The organism is Xenorhabdus miraniensis (genome assembly GCF_002632615.1).
Genome location: NZ_NITZ01000013.1, coordinates 69293 through 91717 on the forward strand (window position 1 = coordinate 69293; position 22425 = coordinate 91717).

Here is a 22425-nt window from a genome sequence, read left to right on the forward strand (position 1 = left end):
TTCCTCTGAGAGTGTCAAGCCTTATTTTTCAGGGCTTTTCACTTTGTCATCTCGACATGTTTGTGTGTTTGTCGTGACAACGGAAGCGCATTATAGGGACTTTTGTGATACTGGCAATAGTTATTTTAAAAAAACCTCTCAACCGCTTACTTATCGCCCAAAACAGCCTGATTCGATGTTTTATTGGTCTACAAAAGAAAAAAGAGGTGTTTTTTTCACCTCTTTTTATCTTCACTGCCTCTTTTAGTTAAAGAGGCTCTAAGTAAACAGTGTTATTGCATTGCAACAATACGGTTATTTTCCAGCTCCAAAGTCACCAATTTGCCCGGAATTAACTTGCCAGAGAGAATTTGTTGAGCCAGTGGGTTTTCAATCTCTTGCTGAATAGCGCGTTTTAATGGACGAGCACCATATACAGGATCAAAACCAGCTTCACTCAGTTTCTCCAATGCGGAAGGTGTCATCGTAACTTGATAACCCCGTTCTTCCAGACGCTGATATAAACGTTGCAATTGAATCTTCGCAATAGATGTTAAATGTTCCTTCCCTAATGGATGGAATACAACGACTTCATCAACACGGTTAATAAACTCAGGTCTGAAATGATGACCAACTACCTCCATCACCATATCTTTCATTCCGGTATAATCCAGTGAACCAAAACGATCCTGAATCATATCTGAACCTAAGTTAGAGGTCATAATCACAACCGTATTACGAAAATCAACCGTTCTTCCCTGACCATCGGTCAAACGACCGTCATCCAATACCTGCAACAATATATTGAAAACATCTGGGTGGGCTTTCTCTACTTCATCCAGCAAAATGACTGAATAGGGACGACGGCGCACGGCTTCTGTCAAATATCCACCTTCTTCGTATCCAACATATCCTGGAGGAGCGCCGACTAATCTTGAAACGGCGTGTTTTTCCATAAATTCCGACATATCGATACGCACCATGGCATCATCACTGTCGAATAAGAAATTAGCCAGCGCCTTACACAATTCTGTTTTACCAACCCCAGTCGGCCCCAAGAACATAAAAGAGCCAATTGGACGATTAGGATCAGATAATCCGGCTCTGCTACGACGAATTGCATTCGATACGGCATCCACAGCTTCATTTTGCCCGATAACACGTTTATGCAATTCTTGCTCCATGCGCAACAATTTGTCTTTTTCACTCTCCAACATTCTGGAAACAGGAATTCCTGTCCAACGAGCAAGTATTTCAGCAATTTCAGCATCCGTGACTTTATTACGCAGCAGTTTCATATGACGATTTTCTGCCGCGGTTGCCGCTGTCAGGCGTTTTTCCAATTCCGGAATTTTTCCGTACTGAATTTCAGACATTTTGGCCAAGTCACCACTACGGCGAGCTTTTTCTAATTCAATACGTGCATGTTCTAACTCAGCCTTGATATTTTGGGTGCCACTAAGTTCTGCTTTCTCAGCTTTCCACTCTTCTTCCAGTTCAGAGTATTCACGCTCTTTTTCCGTCAATTCTTCATTCAGCATCTCTAAGCGCTTCTTACTGGCATCATCAGACTCTTTTTTCAGTGCCTGCTGTTCGAGCTTTAATTGAATAACACGGCGTTCCAGACGATCCAATGCTTCTGGTTTAGAATCCATCTGCATACGCAGACTTGCCCCTGCTTCATCAATCAAATCAATTGCTTTATCAGGCAGCATACGATCAGAAATATAGCGATGAGATAATGTTGCTGCCGCAACGATTGCCGGGTCGGTAATTTGTACATGATGATGCAATTCATAACGTTCTTTGAGCCCACGCAGGATAGCAATGGTGTCTTCAACAGTAGGCTCTGCAACGTAAACTTTTTGGAAGCGACGCTCCAAGGCGGCATCCTTCTCAATGTACTGCCGATATTCATCCAATGTCGTCGCACCAACACAATGCAGTTCACCGCGAGCCAGAGCGGGCTTCAGCATATTACCGGCATCCATTGCCCCTTCAGCTTTACCCGCTCCTACCATGGTATGCAGTTCATCAATAAACAGGATAACTGAGCCTTCCTGTTTGGCGAGATCGTTCAAAACACCTTTCAAACGTTCTTCAAATTCACCGCGGTATTTCGCCCCCGCCAACAGCGCGCCCATATCAAGGGATAAAACACGTTTGTTTTTCAATCCCTCAGGAACTTCACCGTTAACAATGCGCTGGGCCAAACCTTCAACAATAGCTGTTTTCCCAACACCCGGTTCGCCAATAAGAACGGGATTGTTTTTAGTTCTACGCTGCAACACCTGAATTGTGCGTCGAATTTCTTCGTCACGCCCAATAACAGGGTCTAATTTGCCTTGTTCAGCACGTTCAGTCAGATCAATTGTATATTTCTTTAATGCCTGACGCTGATCTTCTGCGCCTTGGTCATTCACATTTTCACCACCACGCATTTGTTCTATTGCCTTAGTGATTTTATCTTTGTTTGCCCCAACAGCTTTCAGTATGTCACTTAATGTTCCACGTTCTTCTATCGCTGCCAGAACAAAGAGTTCAGAAGAAATAAAGTTATCACCTGCTTTTTGCGAAAGTTTGTCACACAGGTTTAAATAACGCCCTAGCTCATTGGATACCTGAACATCCCCACCGTTGCCCTCTACTTTTGGCAATCGGTTCAGAGCCTGACTAAGTTGATTATTAAAGCTATCCGTATCCACCCCTGCTGACGCTAATAAAGGACGAACAGAGCCACCTTCTTGATTGAGCAATGCGCTCATCAAGTGGATAGGTTCAATGAATTGATTATCACGCCCTAATGCGAGGGATTGGGCGTCAGCGAGAGCAAGCTGGAATTTATTGGTAAGACGATCCAGACGCATAACACCTCCAATACTGGTCAGAATTTGTTACTGGAGATTAGATAAGGCCATTCTTTAAATATTCAAGGTATTCTGAAAAGTTAATTGGAAACTGACCGCTATACGCCAAAGATCGTCCTGTAAGGTAGGTTATCGCAACCAGATTAAAGTTGCCATTCGCCCAGTGTTACCATCACGACGATAAGAGAAAAAGGTTTTTTCCTCTGTGACTGTGCACGCAGTTCCACCGAAAATGTCTGTTATCCCTACAGACTGCAATTTTAATTTAGCCAGTAAATAAATATTTGCCAGAAATTTATCACCATAAGGTATGAAGGCTTGCGCTAGATCAGAATTGGTTGCGATGAAAGCGTCCCTGACTTCACTGCCCACCTCAAATTTTTCAGGGCCAATCGCTGGCCCCAACCACACGCGGATCATTTCAGGTTTTGCATTAAATCGAGATACCGTATTTTCCAATACTCCTGCACATAACCCACGCCATCCGGCATGAGCTGCTGCAACCTCATCTCCTGAAATACTGCAAAATAATACGGGGAGGCAATCTGCTGTCATAACAGCACAAACCTGCCCCGGAATATTAGTGTAAACGGCATCAGCCTGATTATTTTCCTGTAACTGACCATCATCTGACTGACCATCAAGAGTGATAACACGTGTTCCGTGTACTTGTTCCAACCAAGTGGGATGTTGCGGCAATTGAGCATATTCAACCAACAATGTTCTATTTCGCTCTACACTTTCTGGTTTGTCTCCAACATGGGCACCCAAATTTAAACTGTCATATGGAGACAGGCTCACGCCCCCCAAACGGGTTGTACTACAAGCGCCAACATTATCAGGCTGCGGCCAATCAGGAAAAATCAGTGATGTCATTTACCTACCAGTCCATTTCATCTTTGAAAGTTTCAGCGTCTGCTTTCATTACTTCAATCAATTTAACCATGTCATCCGGAAGCGGTGCATGCCATTCCATTTCAATACCCGTGATCGGATGGTAAAGGCGTAACATGGTGGCATGCAATGCTTGCCGATCAAAGTTGCGCATCACTTCGCGAAATTCGTCTGAGGCGCCTTTTAAAGGACGAGGACGTCCGCCGTACAGAGGATCTCCAACCAAAGGATGTTTAATATGCGCCATATGTACACGAATTTGATGCGTCCTGCCTGTTTCCAGACGCAAACGCAAACGGGTATGTGCACGAAAATGCTCCATAACTCGATAATGAGTAACAGCAGGTTTTCCCATAGGATGTACTGCCATATGTGTCCGTTTAGTTGGATGACGGGAAATCGGTTCTTCTACCATTCCACCAGCCGTCATACATCCCAAAGCTACAGCTTCATACTCACGTGTTATTTCACGTAATTGCAAGGATTCCACTAAGCGGGTTTGTGCTGGTACAGTTTTTGCGACAACCATCAATCCTGTCGTATCTTTATCGAGACGGTGAACAATACCTGCTCGAGGCACATCCGCAATTTCAGGGTAACGGTATAACAGCGCATTCAATACTGTACCATCAGGGTTACCCGCTCCGGGATGAACAACCAAATCTCGTGGTTTATTGATTACCAGAATATCGTCATCTTCATAAACAATATTCAATTCAATATCCTGTGGTTCCCAACGCGCATCTTCTTCAATGATAGCATTGATGGAAATTTCTTCACCACCCAGAACTTTTTCTTTTGGTTTATTAATTAATTTACCGTTAACTTGAACTTTATTATCCAAGATCCACTCTTTTATACGTGATCTGGAATAATCGGGGAACAATTCGGCCAAAGCTTGATCTAAACGTTGACCAAGCTGAGATTCAGCGACTATTGCATTAAGTCGGATTTGTTGTGCCATATATAATTTCTATATTTTACGTTGAGTTTTGACGGCGAGGCCGTTTCATTTAAAATAGTGTGCTATTGTAACTCTATATTTTGCCGGGAGCTTCACGGACAGTCTCCCAGAAAACACTCAGAGGATAATCAACACGTGATGATTCGCATGAAATATCTGGTGGCAGCGACCACATTGAGCCTGGTTTTATCTGGATGCTCCAGCAATAAGGATGCTGTTCCTGATATCCCGCCATCTCAAATTTATTCAACCGGGCAGGAAAAGCTACAAGAAGGTAACTATAAAGCGGCTATCAAGCAATTGGAATCCCTTGATAACCGTTATCCTTTTGGGCCGTACTCCCAACAAGTTCAGCTTGATTTGATCTACGCCTACTACAAATCAGCAGAATTTCCACTAGCTCTCGCATCCATTGACCGTTTCATGCGCTTGAACCCAACCCATCCTAATATCGACTATGTAATGTATATGCGTGGATTAGTTTCACAAGCTCTGGATGATAGTGCATTACAAGGCTTTTTCGGTATTGATCGTTCAGATCGTGACCCTGAGCATGCCCGTGCCGCATTCCGTGATTTCAATCAGCTCGTGCGTTACTATCCAAACAGTCAATATGCAGCCGACGCTACCAAGCGTTTAGTATTCCTTAAGGAGCGCTTGGCTCAGTATGAACTTGCCGTCGTGAAATATTACACGAAACGCAGCGCTTATGTAGCCGTTGTCAATCGCGTAGAACAGATGTTACGAGATTATCCTGATACTAAAGCGACTTTGGAAGCCCTCCCTTATATGGAATCAGCTTATAAGGAACTGGGGTTAACGGCTGAAGCCAATAAAGTAGCACAACTTATCGCAGCCAATCCTGCATAAAATTTGACCTTATAAGGTTTAAACAGGCGTTCAAAAACAGCAGCTAAACAGTTGCTGTTTTTTTATATCATTCGATTTTTGCTCTTTAATTAGCGGATTAGCGGAAAACTAGAATGATTTTAATTACATTTACGATATTTTCATAATGGAAATGATTCATATTATAAAATTATAACATGATTTATAATACCACAACTGACTGATAATGACGCATAATGCACCACTCCGCAACAAAAATTATCCATAACTTCCTCGACTATCACAATTCTGTCACTTGCTTTCGAAATCACACAACAAAAGTGATTTAGATCATTCTTTTTGCGCAAAAGCGCGGTATGCTGAGTTCATTGAAGACGGAGTAACATTAAGAGGTAACTATATGTTAGTAAACATTACCAGTAAGCAAATGGAAATTACCCCCGCAATTCGTAGCCATGTAGAAGACCGTCTAAATAAGTTGAGCAAATGGCAAGTCAACCTAATTAGTCCACATATTGTACTATCAAAAGAGCCACAAGGATTTTTGGTTGATGCCACAATTGGCACACCGAATGGCACATTGGTTGCCAGTGCCAAACATGAGGACATGTATGCTGCTATCAACGAACTACTTACAAAATTGGAGCGTCAGCTCAATAAAGTACAACATAAGGCAGAAGCTCGTCGCGCAGATAACAGTGTAAAAGAGTCCAACCTTAATCTGGAAGTATAACCATTCCTTATTCTTGTTCTAACGCGCTCAATGAGCGCGTTTTTGCTGCCTGCAATATAAGGGCGATAAAAGCCTTCTGTTGACACTTCCCTTCAAATAGGTTAATTAAAGTACATTATTAAATGTGTAAAGTAATGCGCTAACGAACCAAATGACTATCAATTTGTCTTTCTTATTTTTCTTTTTCACCTTCTCATAAGGGGGGTTGTTTCGTTTTAAAAAGAAATCAAGAAGACGAACAAAAAAACCTCCCTACCGATGGGAGGTTTTTTTGTTTATAGGTTATAAACAATACCCACAACACAACCGATCCCCATGATAAGAAGGTCAGGAACATGCTATGGAACGAGATTTCATTAATTTACGAGAAGAGATTAGTAATATTGACGCGGATCTACTGGACTTACTCGCTAAACGTCGGCAGTTAGCCAGCAGTATCGCTCAAACCAAACTTCTCGATCACCGCCCTATTCGAGATAAAAACCGTGAACGAGAGCTATTAAACGTACTAATTGATAAAGGTAAGTCCCGTGGTTTAGATGGATTTTACATTACCCGGCTCTTTCAGATGATCATTGAGGATTCAGTGCTCACCCAACAAGCTTTGTTGCAACAGCACCTGAATCAAACACCTTATGATTCTGCCCGCATTACTTTTCTTGGGCCAAAAGGTTCCTATTCTCATATTGCGGCTCGCCAATTTTCTGCTCGTCATTTTAATCAATTGGTTGAGTACAGTTGCCACAAATTCCCTGATATCTTTTCATTGGTTGAGATTGGTCAGGCAGATTACGGCATTCTACCACTGGAAAATACAAGTTCCGGGGCGATCAATGAAGTTTATGATTTATTGCAGAATACACCTTTATCCCTTGTTGGAGAGATAACCCTGCCAATCAATCACTGTTTATTGGTTTCCGGGCAAACTGAGATTTCCAGGATAAAAACCGTTTATAGCCACTCTCAACCTTTCCAACAGTGTAATCAATATCTTAATAAATACCCTCACTGGAATATTGTCTATTGTGAAAGTACAGCCGCCGCTATGCAGAAAGTCGCTGAACTCAACTCACCAGAAGTAGCAGCATTAGGCAGCGAAGCAGGTGGAGGGCTTTATGGATTACACGTTTTAGAAAACAATCTAGCTAATCAGCAAGACAATAGTACCCGCTTTATTGTTGTTGCCCGCAAATCTATTGAGGTATCTGACCAGGTTCCTGCCAAAACCACGTTTATCATGTCAACAGGACAACAAGCCGGCGCACTAGTTGATGCGCTAATTATTTTGAAGAAGCACGGTATTGTCATGAGTAAGCTGGAATCCCGCCCAATAAATGGTAAGCCGTGGGAAGAGATGTTTTACATCGATGTACAAGCCAATCTGCGTTCCATAAAAATGCAACAGGTACTCAAAGAGCTGTCAGAAATCACCCATTTTTTGAAAGTATTGGGATGTTACCCATCAGAAAATGTCATTCCTATCGAGCCAATCTAACAATAAGCAACCGGATGGAAACATCCGGTTTATATGATAAGCATACTAAGGGCTTGTTATACCCTGCTATCACTGGCCTGTTGCAAAAGAGTTCGGCTTTCTTTCATGAAGCGGTTTGCTTCATCGCCAAACCATTCACTAACTTGGTTAAAACTCGCAATAAATGTCGATTTATCCTTATCTTCCAATATTTCCAAAGCTTGCCCAAAACTTTGATGATAACGACGGATAAGTTCAATATTCTCAGGGCTAGACATAATGATATCAGCATATAACTGGGGATCTTGTGCAAATAACCGTCCCACCATTACTAGCTCCAATCTGTAAATAGGTGAAGATAGTGAAAGTAACTGTTGTAAATCAACACCTTCTTTTGCAAGGTATCGGCCGTAAGAAAAAGTAGAGAAATGACGCAGGGCCTGGATAAAACTCATATTTTTATCATGCTGCTCTGCGCTGATTTGATGCAATCTCGCACCCCATACCGATATTTGTTCCAAAACCCATTGATATGCTTCTGGATAACGCCCATCACAATACACAACGACTTGTTTAGCAAAGCTACCTACATCTGGCCCAAACATAGGATGCAGCCCCAAAACAGGCCCTTGATGCACATCAAGCATCGCATTTAATGGCTTGTGTTTGATGGAAGCAAGATCAACCAAAATACATTGTTCTGGCAAAGGAGGTAAGCGACGAATAATTTCTTCCGTCAAATGAATCGGAACGCTGACTATCACCATTCCGGCATCAGCCAATATATCTTCGGCGTGATCCCAATCCCCAACCTCAAGCACTCTCACTTCATAGCCTGACAAAGTCAGCAATCGGCTGAATAATTTACCCATTTTACCTGAACCACCGACGATAACCACAGGCCCCAAGTCAGTGCAGAGCTTTTTAAAGCCTTTGTTGTTTTCGCTGACGTAAGATTCCCGCATAATACGGCGCAAGATATCTTCGATCAAATCAGGCGGAATCCCCATATCTTCAGCCTCCTGACGACGGGATGCCAACATTGCCGCCTCCCTGTCAGGTGCATAAATTGGTAAACCCAGTTGGCTTTTAACTTCCCCAACCTGCGCCACTAAATTCAGGCGCTTCGCCAGTAAAGCTAATAAAGCTTTGTCTACCTCATCAATTTGTTCCCTCAATTGTGACAATTCTTCTGCCATATTGATTACCCTGCTTTTTTCATCATCGTGTTTCGGTGGGCCAAGTGTGGAGCAATTTGTTGTTGTAATTTTCTTAATACCTGCTCCGTCGTCTGCCAGTTAATGCAGGCGTCAGTTACCGACACACCATATTTCATCTCGGCACGGGGCTGTTCGGAAGATTGGTTGCCTTCGTTAATATGGCTTTCCAGCATAATGCCAATGATGGACTGATTTCCAGCCATAATCTGCTCAGCAACAGAATCCACTACAATGTTCTGACGACGAAAATCTTTATTAGAATTACCGTGACTACAATCAATCATCAGTGATGGTATCAGCCCTGCTTTCATCATTTGGCGTTCACAGTCAGCAACATGTTCGGCACTGTAATTTGGTGCCGCTCCGCCACGTAAGATCACATGCCCGTTCGGATTCCCTTGGGTTTGTAGCAAACAAACCTGACCTGACTGATTGATGCCCATAAAGCGATGAGGCATTGCAGCAGCTTTCATGGCGTTAATTGCGGTACTCAAATTACCATCAGTGCCATTTTTAAAACCAACCGATACCGATAAACCCGACGCCATTTCCCGATGGGTTTGAGACTCAGTTGTTCTTGCACCAATTGCTGACCAGCTAAACAAATCGCCCAGATACTGTGGATTATTGGGGTCAAGCGCTTCATTAGCCAAAGGTAATCCCATTTCAACCAGATTTAATAACAGGCGACGGGCAATATGCAGCCCTGCATCCATATCAAACGAACCATCCATGTAAGGATCACTGATTAAGCCTTTCCAGCCGACCGTTGTACGCGGCTTTTCAAAATAGACACGCATTACAATATACAGACAATCACTCAATTCAGCAGAGAGTGTTTTCAAACGGCGGGCGTAATCCAAGGCAGCATCCACGTCATGAATTGAACATGGGCCACATACCACTAGTAAACGAGGATCACGATGCTGAATGATATCAGCAATCGTATTGCGTGCGTTTGTGATGGCATGCAGATCGTTGCTACTCAATAGGTATTTCTGTTTCAGTTCTTCTGGAGTGATAAGAACCTGTTCATCAAGAATATGAACGTTATTAAGTGCATCTTTTTGCATGATCATTTCTATACCTGCCTTGTCTTGTCCATTTAGAGTTTTTTAAGTGCCTGCGGGATAACATACCATTCATCGTAAAGAATACAATCCATTTGTGTAAATACTTTCCATTTATTGGAAATAAATATTTACACTCATGTAATTACATCATCGCTATACATCATAAAGAAATAATTTATTACATTTCTAGTTTAGAAAAGTAACATATAAGTAAATTTACACGTTATTTTTTTGTGAATTGAATTTCACAATTTTATCCACATGGAAATATTTTATTAACCTTTTTCAACTCATTTACCGATAAGATAAATTTCTTTTAAAATCATCTAATAAAAACAAGATCTCAATCCCATTTTTATATCTAGTTTTTAATAATATTAATCTGTGTTTTTAGTGATCCTCTGAAACTATAAAACAACATTTATAAAGAACAGCTATGCCCAATAGATTTCAAGCTTTCAAAAAAGCTGCAACTTGAAAGATGATGGGGATAAGTAATACAGATCCAAAAGCCTGTGTTGCCAGTTTTTATTTATTAATCATTTATTAAGGACAGATATGATAACGCTGCAATTTACCATAATAATCATATGCTTATTAATCGGTACGCGTTATGCGGGAATGGGATTGGGACTGATCAGTGGTATTGGACTTTTTATACTGACATTTGTTTTCGGCTTGGAACCCGGTAAGCCTCCTGTTGATGTGATGCTCACTATTCTTGCCGTAATTGGTTGTGCTTCTGTTTTACAAACAGCTGGTGGGCTCAATGTCATGATGCAATTTGCAGAACGTCTTCTGCGCCGCCATCCACAACACATTACCCTTTTGGCACCATTGACAACTTGGACTCTGACTTTTCTTTGTGGTACAGGGCACGTGGTGTATACCATGTTTCCAATCATTGGTGATATTGCCCTGAAAAAAGGTATCCGTCCTGAACGCCCAATGGCGGTTGCTTCTGTTGCTTCCCAAATGGCAATCACAGCTTCTCCAGTTTCTGTCGCCGTCGTCTCTTTAGTGTCAATTATTGCTGCCAGTCATGGCATTGGCCAAGTCTACGGAATTTTGGAAATTTTGGCGGTTTCAATACCTGCATCACTGACAGGAGTAATACTTGCTGCATTATGGAGCTTGCGCCGCGGGAAAGATCTGGATAAAGACGAGGAGTTTCAGGAAAAAATTAAAGATCCAAAACAACGTGAGTTTATTTATGGCAGTTCAGAAACGTTATTAGACCAAGTATTTCCTAAACAGGCTTATTGGGCAACCTGGATTTTCTTTGCTGCTATTGCGATCGTGGTCTTATTTGGTGCATTTACAGACCTGCGCCCTGCCTTTGAAACAAATGGAACGTTAAAACCCCTCTCCATGAATCTGGTGATCCAGATGATGATGTTAATTGCAGGAGCCATCATGCTGATGGTGTGCAAAGTCAAAGCCAATGAAATCGCCAACGGTGCCGTGTTCAAAGCGGGTATGGTTGCCATTTTTTCTGTCTTTGGCGTGGCATGGATGAGTGATACTTTCTTTCACTCACATCTGGGTGAATTAAAGCTCGTTTTAGAAGATGTTGTTCAAGCACAACCATGGACTTATGCCCTGGTGCTGTTCTTAGTATCAAAATTGGTTAACAGCCAAGCCGCTGCATTGACAGCAATTGCCCCAATGGGGTTACAACTTGGCGTTGATCCCAAACTTCTGATTGCTTTCTTTCCTGCTGCCTATGGCTACTTCGTTTTACCTACTTACCCAAGCGATCTGGCTTGCATCGGTTTTGACCGTTCAGGTACAACAAAAATCGGGAAATTCATCATCAATCACAGCTTTATTCTGCCGGGATTGATTGGTGTCAGCGGCTCCTGCACAGTTGGATATCTTTTGGTCAGTGCTTTTATGTAATGTTTAATTAAATTAGTTCAGAACAGAAGCAAATTAATAGCCCACTTATTAAAATAAATCCCGAAAGTTGGACGCATTATATGGTGGGTCATTCATTGGATAAGTCCATTAAGAACTTAAAAAAGGCCAGCAACTTGCTGGCCTTTAACGATAACTTTCGGATGTAGCAAAAGCGTATTATTTCGCGTTCAGACGCTCTTTAATACGAGCAGCCTTACCAGAACGCTCACGCAGGTAGTACAGTTTAGCTCTGCGAACAGCACCACGACGTTTAACGTTGATGCTGTCTACGACTGGGGAGTGAGTCTGGAATACACGCTCAACGCCTTCGCCGTTAGAAATCTTACGAACAGTGAATGCAGAGTGCAGACCGCGGTTACGAATCGCAATAACCACGCCCTCGAATGTCTGCAGACGCTTTTTAGAACCTTCAACGACCCATACCTTAACTTCCACGGTATCACCCGGACGGAATGAAGGTACGTCTTGCTTCATCTGCTCTTGTTCAAGTTGTTTAATAATGTTGCTCATAATAACTCTCTTACCCTAGGTAAACTGATATATCAAAGACATTCCTTTACAGGACATGTCTGGATTAATTTGTTGCCTGATCCTGATATTCCCGTTGGAATTCAGCCAGCAACATCCTTTGCTCGTCAGTCAGAGCTAGGCTTTCTAGAAGTTCGGGCCTTCTTAACCAAGTTCGGCCAAGCGATTGTTTCATTCGCCAGCGATTAATTTCGGCATGGTTTCCCGACAAAAGAACTGGAGGAACTTCCATACCGTCTAACACTTCAGGGCGAGTATAATGCGGACAATCCAACAATCCATCAGCGAATGAATCTTCTTCTGCTGATGCCTGACGTCCCAAAACCCCCGGAATAAACCGAGATATTGAGTCAATCATTGTCATTGCAGGAAGTTCTCCCCCGCTCAGAACGTAATCACCGATAGACCATTCTTCGTCAATTTCGGTTTGAATGACACGCTCATCAATACCTTCATAACGACCGCAAACCAGAATTAACTTCTCATTCGCTGCCAGTTCACAAACTCCCTGTTGGTCAAGTTTGCGACCCTGAGGTGAAAGATAAATCACCTTAGCACCATCACCCGCCGAAACTTTGGCTGCATGGATGGCTTCCCGTAAAGGTTGCACCATCATCAGCATGCCTGGACCACCGCCATAAGGACGATCATCAACAGTACGATGTCGGTCGTAGGTAAAATCCCGCGGACTCCAACATTCGATACTGAGCAGGCCATTTTTTACTGCCCGACCAGTTACCCCGTAATCGGTTATTGCGCGGAACATTTCAGGAAACAGGCTAATAACCCCAATCCACATACTGCGTCCCACTCATTTAAACCGTTTTTACCGGAGATTAAAAACCAGGATCCCAATCTACCTCAATTGTTTTGGTAGCGAGATCGACTTTCTTGATAACCTGCCCATCAAGAAACGGAACTAACCGCTCCTTGATACCGAATGCATCTTTCAGGTTTGCTTTTATTACCATCACATCGTTAGAACCTGTTTCCATCATGTCATGAACGGTTCCAAGGTTGTAACCCGCAGTGTTTATAACTTGGCAACCAACAAGGTCTTTCCAATAATAATCACCGTCTTCCAGTTCTGGTAACTGTTGGGAATCCACTACAACTTCACAGTTAGTCAGTAAATTCGCTGCATCCCGATCATCAATATCTTTGATTTTGACGATAATATCCTGATTGTGGTATTTCCACGCTTCCAGCTCAACGTGTTGCCATTGGCCTGAGCGTTGAATAAACCACGGTTGATATTCAAAAATGTCTTCGGCATGTTCGGTGGAAGAAAAAACTCTGAGCCAACCACGAATGCCATACGCTGACCCTAATTTCCCCAATACGATTGGCTCAACAGGGTGCTTCAGGCCAGATTGCTTGCTCATTGTTACCACCGTGACAGATTAAGCTGTTTTCTTTGCGTCTTTGATCAGTGCAGCAACACGATCAGACACAGATGCACCCAGACCAACCCAGTGTTCGATACGGTCCAGATCTAAACGCAGAGCTTCTGCATTTCCTGAAGCGATTGGGTTGAAGAAACCTACACGCTCAATGAAACGACCATCACGCGCATTGCGGCTATCGGTCACGACTACTTGATAGAATGGACGCTTTTTTGCGCCGCCACGAGCTAAACGAATTGTTACCATAACATCCTCATTAGTTAGCAAAACAACCAGACTCCATCGAGGAATGGAGTCCGGCTGTCCATTTAAAAGCCCGAAAATTTTACTCACTTTGGCGCAAAAAGCAATCCAAAGTACATTTTCTTTCGCGAATTTGTTGATTATCGCCCCATGAATCCCGGTGGCAACATACCTTTCATGCCTCGCATCATTTTTGCCAATCCACCTTTTTTCATCTTTTTCATCATCCTCTGCATTTCATCAAACTGTTTCAGTAAACGGTTAACGTCCTGCACTTGGGTACCCGATCCCATCGCAATACGACGCTTACGGGAACCTTTAATGATTTCTGGTTTTTCGCGCTCTTTTCGGGTCATGGAATTAATGATAGCTTCCATTTTAACCAGAACCTTATCATCCATTTGAGATTTGACCGCATCAGGGATTTGTGACATTCCGGGCATTTTGCTTAACATGCTGGTCATCCCACCCATGTTACGCATTTGTTTTAACTGATCGAGAAAATCACTTAAATCAAAACCATCGCCTTTTTTCAGTTTCGATGCCAGTTTTTCCGCTTGAGTACGATCAACCTTGCTTTCAATTTCTTCGATCAGTGAAAGCATGTCTCCCATACCCAGAATACGGGATGCAATCCGATCCGGATAGAAAGGCTCCAACGCATCTGTCTTTTCACCAACCCCAAGAAATTTGATTGGCTTACCCGTAATATGGCGAATAGAAAGTGCGGCCCCACCACGGGCATCACCATCAACTTTAGTCAGGACAACACCTGTCAATGGCAGAGCTTCATTAAATGCTTTCGCAGTATTTGCCGCATCTTGCCCCGTCATTGCATCAACGACAAATAGCGTTTCAACTGGTTTGATTGCAGCATGAACCGCTTTAATTTCATCCATCATCGCTTCATCAACATGCAAACGACCTGCGGTGTCGACTAACAGCACATCATAAAATTTCAGCTTAGCGTGTTGGATAGCCTTGTTGACGATATCAATCGGCTTTTCTTGCGGATCTGAAGGGAAAAAGTCAACTCCGACTGTTTCAGACAGAGTTTCAAGCTGTTTAATAGCCGCAGGACGGTAAACGTCGGCAGAAACGACCAATACTTTTTTCTTATTTTTTTCTTTGAGCAGCTTACCTAATTTGGCAACGCTGGTTGTTTTACCGGCACCTTGTAAACCCGCCATTAGAACAACCGCAGGAGGCTGTGCAGAAAGGTTTAATTCACTGTTAACCTCTCCCATCGCCTTAACGAGTTCATTCTGAACGATTTTGACGAATTCCTGCCCCGGAGTCAGACTTTTGTTAACCTCATGCCCCACTGCGCTCTCTTTGACGCGTGAAATAAAATCACGCACTACAGGCAATGCAACATCCGCCTCAAGCAAAGCCATACGAACTTCGCGCAGTGTATCTTTAATATTATCTTCAGTCAGCCGCCCGCGGCCGCTGATATTGCGCAGTGTGCGCGATAGTCTGTCAGTTAAATTATCAAACATTGTCTCAGCTCAGATATCTACAAGTGGGTCTACCTGTAAGGCAAATTTTACGAATTATAACACGATGATCATGTGATCTCTGCAAAGAGATTCCCAACTATGATTAACAATGGTTGGAGGCTCTTCCTGCTAGCGGTATACTTAAATTTTAAGTTCAATCCATACCCGATAGATTTCAAACTATAATTTGAATAGCTTGAATAGCTTGAAGGGTAAACACTATTGCGAAAACGATAAACGTTATGCTGGTATTTTCAATTATTGCTTTACTTGCCTATCTCATTAGCCTGACACTCGTTGTACCAGGGTTACTGCGCCAACAAAACAGTTATCAAAAACTGGCTCTTTTTTTCGCAATTGTGGCATTAGTTAATCACGCGATTGCATTAAAATATCAAGTATTTCATGTCAGCAGTGGTCAAAACCTTACGCTATTGAATTTAGGCTCAATCGTTAGTTTACTTATGTGCATTATCATGACGATCGTCGCTTTCCGTGGTCGTGCATGGTTTTTATTACCGATTGTTTACAGCTTCTCCATGATAAATTTGATATTAGCCAGCATGATGCCAGGAGAATTCATTACGCATCTTGAAGGCAGTGTCGAATTATTCATTCATATTGGGCTGGCATTACTTGGCTATACCACTTTACTCATTGCCGCTCTTTATGCTTTGCAGCTTGGATGGTTGGATTATCAGCTCAAAAAGAAAAAGTTTTCCTTTACTTCTGGCATACCTCCACTGATGGCCATCGAGCGCAAAATGTTTCACATTACCCAAGTTGGTGTAATTTTACTAACATTGACGCTATGCACAGGCATCATGTACATGGATGATGTTTTCAGTAAAGAAAATATTCATAAATCGGTTTTATCTATCATTGCATGGTTCATCTACGTTATTTTGCTTTGGGGGCACTATCATGAAGGATGGCGTGGCAAACGCGTTATTTGGTTCAATCTGATTGGTGCATTTATTCTGACTCTCGCTTTTTTCGGTAACAGGCTATTGCAGGAAATTATGGTTTATTAAGAGTCAAAAGACCCATAGCCAGTTTGCATACATATTAGGAAGGAATTCTGTTTTGGAGCACGTCTCAACAGGCACACTGATTATCATTCTTATTGTCATGGTTTTCGTTTCGGCCTATTTCTCAGCCTCAGAAACCAGTATGATGACAATCAACCGCTATCGCTTACGTCATTTAGCTAAACAGGGGAGCAACTCTGCACGTAGGGTAGAATCTCTGCTGCGTCACCCAGATAGGCTTATCAGCCTTATTCTTATTGGTAACAATCTCATCAATATTCTGGCGTCTTCTCTCGCTACTATTGTTGGTATGCGCCTTTATGGTGATGCAGGTGTTGCCATTGCTACAGGCATACTCACTTTCGTGATCCTTATTTTCTCCGAAGTGATGCCAAAGACCATTGCGGCTCTTTACCCAGAAAGAATAGCATTTCCAAGTAGTTTCCTGCTGCGCCCACTGGAAAAAATCATGCTGCCTCTCGTTTGGGCATTTAATAAAATCAGTTTGCTGTTTATGCGTTGTCTGGGCATCAAAGTTTCTAATATTCGTAATGATGCGGTCAGCAAGGACGAATTGAGAACAATCGTAAATGAATCAAATACCAATCTATCGCGCCGCAATCAAGACATGCTGATCTCAATACTGGATCTTGAGAAAGTCACCGTTGGCGACATAATGGTGCCTCGTAATGAGATTGTTGGCATTGACATTAACAATGATTGGAAATCCGTCATCAGGCAATTAACACATTCACCGCATGGGCGAATTGTGCTTTATCGGGATTCCCTTGATGATGCCATTGGTATGCTACGGGTACGTGAAGCCTACCGATTGATGATGGAGAAAAAAGAGTTCACAAAAAGAAACTTAATTAAAGCAGCAGATAAAATCTACTTTATCCCCGTCAGTACTCCGCTGAATACCCAGCTCGTTAACTTCCAACGCAACAAGCAGAAAGTCGGTTTGATCGTGGATGAATATGGAGATATTCAAGGACTCGTTACTGTCGAAGATATTTTGGAAGAAATTGTTGGCGATTTTACCACGTCCATGTCCCCAACTTTGGCCGAAGAAGTTCTTCCACAAAGTGATGGCACCGTTTTGGTGGATGGTACAGCTAATATTCGCGAGCTAAACAAAGCCTTCAATTGGGCGCTCCCTGAAGATGGCCCAAGAACAATGAATGGAATGATTCTGGAAGAATTAGGTGAACTTCCTGAATTGAGTGTTCAAGTACAAATTAACAAATATAATTTTGAAGTTCTTTCCGTACACGATAATGTTATTAAGCAGGTGCGTGTAACACCAATGAACAAAAGAACGGAACAAGACATAACCTCCAGTGAATAATTTAGCCATTATTCACATTCACTCAGGATAAAGACCACCCAAATACTATCTCACTGTATGTTCCAGGGTGGTTTAAGAGCAATAATATATGGTAGATTCACACAACATATATTATTGCTTCTATTCTTTGCTTTCAGGCAGGAGCATTTTAAATGCTTAAAGTATTCTGCTTCACTGAACTTATGCCAGAAACAAATACAATATCTTAATCAAAATTGTTCATAATAAAATTCATAACAGGCATAATATTATAAAATATTACAAATGTTAAAATACCTTGAATATTACCATTCAATAGAAAACTTATCTGTACCCAAAAGACAAGCGTATCACGCAGGTATATTTTCGATAAGGGTTCTTTAAGAGGGAAAATAGCAACACAAGGCTGGCAAAAAATGAGCTAACTCTGTCCCTAAAGTAGATCTGGCTGCTTAACAAGAGTTTCACAGCCAGAATATAGAATGGTAACCAAGATGTTGTATCGCTTATTGACTTAACAAACAGACTAAACTCGAAGCTCTACAAGCTTTTCTTCAGGCAATGCTAACTCTTCGTTCAGATTAACGCGAACACCGGCATCAAGAATACTCTGAGCAATATCTTGAGCTTCTTTTAGTGAATGCATTTCATAAGTACCGCACTGATAAATGTTTAGTTCTGGGATCTGGTTCTGATTTTGAACTTTCAGTACATCGGCCATCGCAGCTTTCCAAGACTCAGCTACTCTTAACTCTGTCGGGGCACCGATCAAGCTCATATAAAAACCAGTACGGCATCCCATCGGGGAGATATCGATAATATCAACACCATCACCGTTCAAATGATTACGCATAAAACCCGCAAACAGATGCTCAAGAGTATGAATACCCTTTTCTGGCATCACGGCTTTATTAGGAACACAAAAACGTAAATCAAATACGGTGATAGTATCGCCATGAGGCGTTTTCATCATCTTGGCAACTCTAACTGCTGGAGCAGCCATACGAGTATGGTCAACTGTAAAACTATCCAATAAAGGCATAAACCTACCTCCTAGGGCATCAGATTTTTTACGAAAATTTTTCCAGATAGATGAAACCTTTTTACTTGCGGCTGGTCATAAGATATGAAGACGCGCAAATTGTTATCATCCCTATTCTTTAAGAGATTTTATTCGGCCACCGCTTGGTGGCCATTTTCTTTTTTAACTCCCAGCATGAAGTTTTAGATAGTCATCAAAACTCATGCTGTCTTGTTGCTCAAGATTGTGTTGCCTCAATACAGAAGCATCACGTTCAGCAGAAAAACTTTCATCATTATTCAAAATTGAGTAAGGCTCTTCAATCAATTCCTGACTGTATTTTTTTGCCAGTTCCAATCCAAAACCACCTATCCCTTGCGTTTTCATCTTGCCTAATACGCGCGCTGAAAACGTTAGCGATGGATCTTCAAACATAATAACCAGTTCTTTACACACTGACTGATACTGAGTTCCTGAACAAGCATCCAAAACTTCAGCAACCCGCTCTAAATCCCGGAATAGTTCTTGCCCGACAGACTTAAGGGGTTGTTGTTCAACACCACCACCAATACCGATATGTAACTCTGGCTTACGTCCTTCCAAAATCACTTTATTCCAGTTACCGCGACAACACTCAAGCTCTTTACTTCCCATTTCAGGAGCATCAGCTAAGGCACACCATATCAAGAATAGGTCAAGAAAACGAATCTGAGTTTCATCAACACCAATCGGGGAGAAAGGGTTAATGTCTAAAGAGCGTACTTCAATGTACTCTATACCGCCTCTCAATAACGCATCAGAAGGCGATTCCCCCTCCAGAGTTACCCGTTTAGGGCGTATTGGTGCGTACAACTCATTTTCAATTTGAAGGACATTAGTATTAAGTTGGAGGTACTTATCCCCTTTTTTGACGCCAATTGCCGCAAAATCAGCAGATGGTTTATGGATCGCTTTCTTAAGACCTTCTACGTACGTATGGAGATTATTAAAAGTGATATTCAGATCACTTTGCGATTTGTTGGTATACCCTAGGTCACTCATCCTCAGAGAAGTCGCATAAGGTAGGTAACAAGTCCCTTTTTCAGTTTTCTCAAAGGATAACGCTGTATTCCGACCACGTAAAAATGAGGAGCAAATTGCTGGTGATGCACCAAATAAATAGGGAATCACCCAACCAAAGCGGTAATAATTACGGATCAGACGAAAGTATCCCTCTGAAATCTGCTCTTTTCCCGTTTCTGCATCTTTAATACCTAACCGTGCCTGCCAGAAACTTAGTGGAAGAGAAAAATTATAATGCACCCCTGAAATCGTCTGCATCAGTGCACCGTAACGATTCTTTAATCCCTCACGATACAACGTCTTAAAACGCCCCACATTAGACGTACCATATTGTGCCAGAGTGATGTTTTCCTCATCGTCAATGAAACATGGCATACTCAAAGGCCACATTTTTTCGTCGCCCAGATTTCTCGCGGTATAACGATGTAAATCGTTAAGGAAATCAATGGTACTATCTATGTTGTTATCAACAGGGGTAATAAACTCCAATAGAGATTCAGCAAAATCAGTTGTAATCCATTTATGCGTTAAAGAAGCACCAAGTGATTCTGGATGCGCCGTCTTAGCTAAATGACCTTCTGGAGTAACACGCAATGTTTCACGTTCAATGCCGCGACAAATACCATCTAACACAGTAGGGTTTGCCTCTAGCCATGACAATGCCTTTGATACGTCCGGGATCAATTTGACCTCCGTGGAGTTTTAAAAAGATTATTACTAAGAGTTTACTTTATATGAAACAAGCCAAGTTGTCGCTGATTACATAGAGGTGATGACTTATCAAAGGTCAAATTACGATCAAATAATGATGAAGGAAATATTATGTTTCAAATAGCAATAAAAAAACCCTGCCTTGATAAGGCAGGGTTTTAAAATGGTGCATCCGGGAGGATTCGAACCTCCGACCGCTCGGTTCGTAGCCGAGTACTCTATCCAGCTGAGCTACGGATGCGTTGTCAGGTTTTCTATTTCTGAGCAGACATTATAGACGGTCTTACTCTCAGAACATTAACACCATGATGGAATCACAATGTTGAATATGGTGCATCCAGGAGGATTCGAACCTCCGACCGCTCGGTTCGTAGCCGAGTACTCTATCCAGCTGAGCTATGGATGCGTTGTCAGTTTTCTATTTCTGGTCAGGCGCTGCTGATTGCCTAACTTTTCAGAATTGATACACCTAAAACTCACGGTGTTTAAAATGGTGCATCCAGGAGGATTCGAACCTCCGACCGCTCGGTTCGTAGCCGAGTACTCTATCCAGCTGAGCTATGGATGCATTGTCGGTTTACTATTCCTGTTCAGGCGCTGCTGATTGCCCGACTTGACAGAATTGAGATACCTAAAAATCGCGGTGTTTAAAGTGGCGCATCCGGGAGGATTCGAACCTCCGACCGCTCGGTTCGTAGCCGAGTACTCTATCCAGCTGAGCTACGGATGCGTTGCTTAAATGGCGGTGAGGGAGGGATTCGAACCCTCGATGCAGCTCTTAACCACATACTCCCTTAGCAGGGGAGCGCCTTCAGCCTCTCGGCCACCTCACCATATTTTTAAAACTAAAACGCTTTAAAACTTGCGACCTGAAGTTTTCACTTCGTAGTTCTTAGAATGTCTTCTTCTGCTTACTGCTCAGAAGCTTCTTTCTAAGCTCTTCGTCGCTGCGATGGCGCACATATTACTTTCCCTGCCTGATAAGTCAAACAATTTTTCGAAACTTTTTTCCGTTTGAATACTTAGCGCGCAAAACGCTTGGTTTAGCATCTAAAGAGCTATTTTATCAACAGCAAAATCCGCTAAGCACCATTAAAATTTATAAAAATGATTATTCATCGCTATGGCCCCATGAACGAGGCTTTTTCAACAGATAGAAAATAAAAAGACGTGAGAGAATAGAATTAAGGTAGTAACAGGAATAGTAACAAGAAAAGGTAACCTGATCAGGTTCACAAAACAGGGAAGTAGAGTAGCGCCCAAGTCTTAAAAAAAGCGTGGACGCCATTCTTGAATTAAAAAGTTGTAGGCTGAGATTTCTCTGCCTGAATCCGTTGATAAATTTCTTCACGGTGAACAGAAACTTCCTTGGGTGCGTTTACACCAATGCGAACTTGGTTGCCTTTAACTCCCAGTACTGTGACTGTTACCTCATCGCCTATCATGAGTGTTTCACCAACTCGACGAGTCAGAATAAGCATTCTTTGCTCCTTGAAAATTTAAAAGAGTCGGGTCTCTAGGTTTCCCCGCTATTATCCATCAAACACCGTGAAAACGTAAAGCAATGATATCTACTTAAAGTATAAGCAGTTTTGAACACATTTCCTATATCTAT

Annotated in this window: 20 protein-coding genes, 5 tRNA genes and 1 other annotated feature; of the genes, 7 read left to right on the forward strand and 18 right to left on the reverse strand. The window is 42.2% G+C overall.

Annotation, left to right across the window (positions count from 1 at the left end):
• Positions 1 to 247: hypothetical protein (locus Xmir_RS27065; RefSeq protein WP_208620430.1), on the forward strand; the 247-nt coding region annotated here is incomplete at its 5' end.
• 25 nt (positions 248 to 272) lie between these two features.
• On the opposite strand, the gene clpB is transcribed toward Xmir_RS27065, so the two are convergent.
• The 3 genes from clpB to rluD form a co-directional block, all read right to left on the reverse strand.
• The gene (gene clpB / locus Xmir_RS13245) at positions 273 to 2846 is read right to left on the reverse strand and encodes an ATP-dependent chaperone ClpB (protein WP_099114695.1); all 2574 of its coding nucleotides are present in this window, start codon (positions 2844 to 2846) and stop codon (positions 273 to 275) included.
• Between the two features lie 129 nt (positions 2847 to 2975).
• Positions 2976 to 3722, reverse strand: coding sequence for a purine nucleoside phosphorylase YfiH (yfiH, locus tag Xmir_RS13250; RefSeq protein WP_099114696.1), 747 nt, complete (start codon positions 3720 to 3722; stop codon positions 2976 to 2978).
• Positions 3723 to 3726: 4 nt separating this feature from the next.
• Complete coding sequence (gene rluD, locus Xmir_RS13255; protein ID WP_099114697.1) at positions 3727 to 4704, reverse strand: 23S rRNA pseudouridine(1911/1915/1917) synthase RluD; 978 nt, start codon at positions 4702 to 4704, stop codon at positions 3727 to 3729.
• 147 nt (positions 4705 to 4851) lie between these two features.
• On the opposite strand from rluD, the gene bamD reads away from it, so the two are divergent.
• The 3 genes from bamD (at position 4852) to pheA (ending at position 7781) form a co-directional block, all read left to right on the forward strand.
• A complete protein-coding gene (gene bamD, locus Xmir_RS13260; protein ID WP_208620434.1) occupies positions 4852 to 5574 on the forward strand; it encodes an outer membrane protein assembly factor BamD in 723 nt (240 codons plus the stop codon).
• A gap of 379 nt (positions 5575 to 5953) precedes the next feature.
• On the forward strand, positions 5954 to 6286 hold the full coding sequence (raiA, locus tag Xmir_RS13265; RefSeq protein ID WP_099114699.1) for a ribosome-associated translation inhibitor RaiA: 333 nt from the start codon (positions 5954 to 5956) through the stop codon (positions 6284 to 6286).
• A 150-nt stretch (positions 6287 to 6436) separates the two neighbouring features.
• Positions 6437 to 6562, forward strand: a sequence feature (Phe leader region).
• 64 nt (positions 6563 to 6626) lie between these two features.
• Positions 6627 to 7781, forward strand: coding sequence for a bifunctional chorismate mutase/prephenate dehydratase (pheA, locus tag Xmir_RS13270; RefSeq protein ID WP_099114700.1), 1155 nt, complete (start codon positions 6627 to 6629; stop codon positions 7779 to 7781).
• Between the two features lie 56 nt (positions 7782 to 7837).
• Here pheA and tyrA read toward each other — a convergent pair whose 3' ends face one another.
• Together tyrA and Xmir_RS13280 are read right to left on the reverse strand one after the other, a co-directional pair.
• Positions 7838 to 8959: a bifunctional chorismate mutase/prephenate dehydrogenase gene (tyrA, locus tag Xmir_RS13275; RefSeq protein WP_099114701.1), complete on the reverse strand. Its 1122-nt coding sequence runs from the start codon at positions 8957 to 8959 to the stop codon at positions 7838 to 7840.
• Positions 8960 to 8964: 5 nt separating this feature from the next.
• Positions 8965 to 10059, reverse strand: coding sequence for a 3-deoxy-7-phosphoheptulonate synthase (locus Xmir_RS13280; RefSeq protein ID WP_099114702.1), 1095 nt, complete (start codon positions 10057 to 10059; stop codon positions 8965 to 8967).
• Between the two features lie 552 nt (positions 10060 to 10611).
• Between Xmir_RS13280 and Xmir_RS13285 the strand changes: the two genes are divergently transcribed.
• Positions 10612 to 11955, forward strand: a complete 1344-nt coding sequence (locus tag Xmir_RS13285) for an anaerobic C4-dicarboxylate transporter (protein WP_099114703.1) — start codon at positions 10612 to 10614, stop codon at positions 11953 to 11955.
• Positions 11956 to 12132: 177 nt separating this feature from the next.
• On the opposite strand, the gene rplS is transcribed toward Xmir_RS13285, so the two are convergent.
• The 5 genes from rplS to ffh form a co-directional block, all read right to left on the reverse strand.
• Positions 12133 to 12486, reverse strand: coding sequence for a 50S ribosomal protein L19 (rplS, locus tag Xmir_RS13290; protein WP_010845356.1), 354 nt, complete (start codon positions 12484 to 12486; stop codon positions 12133 to 12135).
• 64 nt (positions 12487 to 12550) lie between these two features.
• A complete protein-coding gene (gene trmD / locus Xmir_RS13295) occupies positions 12551 to 13303 on the reverse strand; it encodes a tRNA (guanosine(37)-N1)-methyltransferase TrmD (RefSeq protein ID WP_099114704.1) in 753 nt (250 codons plus the stop codon).
• Between the two features lie 37 nt (positions 13304 to 13340).
• Positions 13341 to 13889, reverse strand: a complete 549-nt coding sequence (rimM, locus tag Xmir_RS13300; RefSeq protein ID WP_099114705.1) for a ribosome maturation factor RimM — start codon at positions 13887 to 13889, stop codon at positions 13341 to 13343.
• Positions 13890 to 13907: 18 nt separating this feature from the next.
• Entirely contained in the window at positions 13908 to 14156 is a 249-nt protein-coding gene (rpsP, locus tag Xmir_RS13305; RefSeq protein WP_047961642.1) for a 30S ribosomal protein S16, read from the reverse strand.
• Between the two features lie 137 nt (positions 14157 to 14293).
• Positions 14294 to 15655: a signal recognition particle protein gene (gene ffh, locus Xmir_RS13310; protein WP_099114706.1), complete on the reverse strand. Its 1362-nt coding sequence runs from the start codon at positions 15653 to 15655 to the stop codon at positions 14294 to 14296.
• Between the two features lie 242 nt (positions 15656 to 15897).
• Between ffh and Xmir_RS13315 the strand changes: the two genes are divergently transcribed.
• Both Xmir_RS13315 and Xmir_RS13320 read left to right on the forward strand, forming a co-directional pair.
• Positions 15898 to 16689: a cytochrome C assembly family protein gene (locus tag Xmir_RS13315; protein WP_099114707.1), complete on the forward strand. Its 792-nt coding sequence runs from the start codon at positions 15898 to 15900 to the stop codon at positions 16687 to 16689.
• A gap of 52 nt (positions 16690 to 16741) precedes the next feature.
• Entirely contained in the window at positions 16742 to 18037 is a 1296-nt protein-coding gene (locus tag Xmir_RS13320; RefSeq protein ID WP_099114708.1) for an HlyC/CorC family transporter, read from the forward strand.
• Positions 18038 to 18542: 505 nt separating this feature from the next.
• Here the strand turns inward: Xmir_RS13320 and luxS are convergent.
• The 8 genes from luxS to csrA all read right to left on the reverse strand — a co-directional run bounded on the left by luxS (position 18543) and on the right by csrA (position 22291).
• A complete protein-coding gene (luxS, locus tag Xmir_RS13325; RefSeq protein ID WP_099114709.1) occupies positions 18543 to 19058 on the reverse strand; it encodes an S-ribosylhomocysteine lyase in 516 nt (171 codons plus the stop codon).
• A gap of 162 nt (positions 19059 to 19220) precedes the next feature.
• Positions 19221 to 20783 (reverse strand): glutamate--cysteine ligase, encoded by a 1563-nt coding sequence (gene gshA / locus Xmir_RS13330; protein ID WP_099114710.1) that lies wholly within the window; start codon positions 20781 to 20783, stop codon positions 19221 to 19223.
• 191 nt (positions 20784 to 20974) lie between these two features.
• Positions 20975 to 21051, reverse strand: a tRNA-Arg gene (locus Xmir_RS13335).
• Positions 21052 to 21139: 88 nt separating this feature from the next.
• Positions 21140 to 21216: transfer RNA gene (locus Xmir_RS13340), tRNA-Arg, on the reverse strand.
• An 85-nt stretch (positions 21217 to 21301) separates the two neighbouring features.
• Positions 21302 to 21378, reverse strand: a tRNA-Arg gene (locus Xmir_RS13345).
• Positions 21379 to 21463: 85 nt separating this feature from the next.
• A tRNA-Arg gene (locus Xmir_RS13350) sits at positions 21464 to 21540 on the reverse strand.
• Positions 21541 to 21550: 10 nt separating this feature from the next.
• Positions 21551 to 21643: transfer RNA gene (locus tag Xmir_RS13355), tRNA-Ser, on the reverse strand.
• Positions 21644 to 22105: 462 nt separating this feature from the next.
• Positions 22106 to 22291 carry a carbon storage regulator CsrA gene (gene csrA / locus Xmir_RS13360; RefSeq protein ID WP_010845367.1) on the reverse strand — a complete coding sequence of 62 codons (186 nt, stop codon included), beginning with the start codon at positions 22289 to 22291 and terminating at the stop codon, positions 22106 to 22108.
• Positions 22292 to 22425 lie beyond the last annotated feature (134 nt).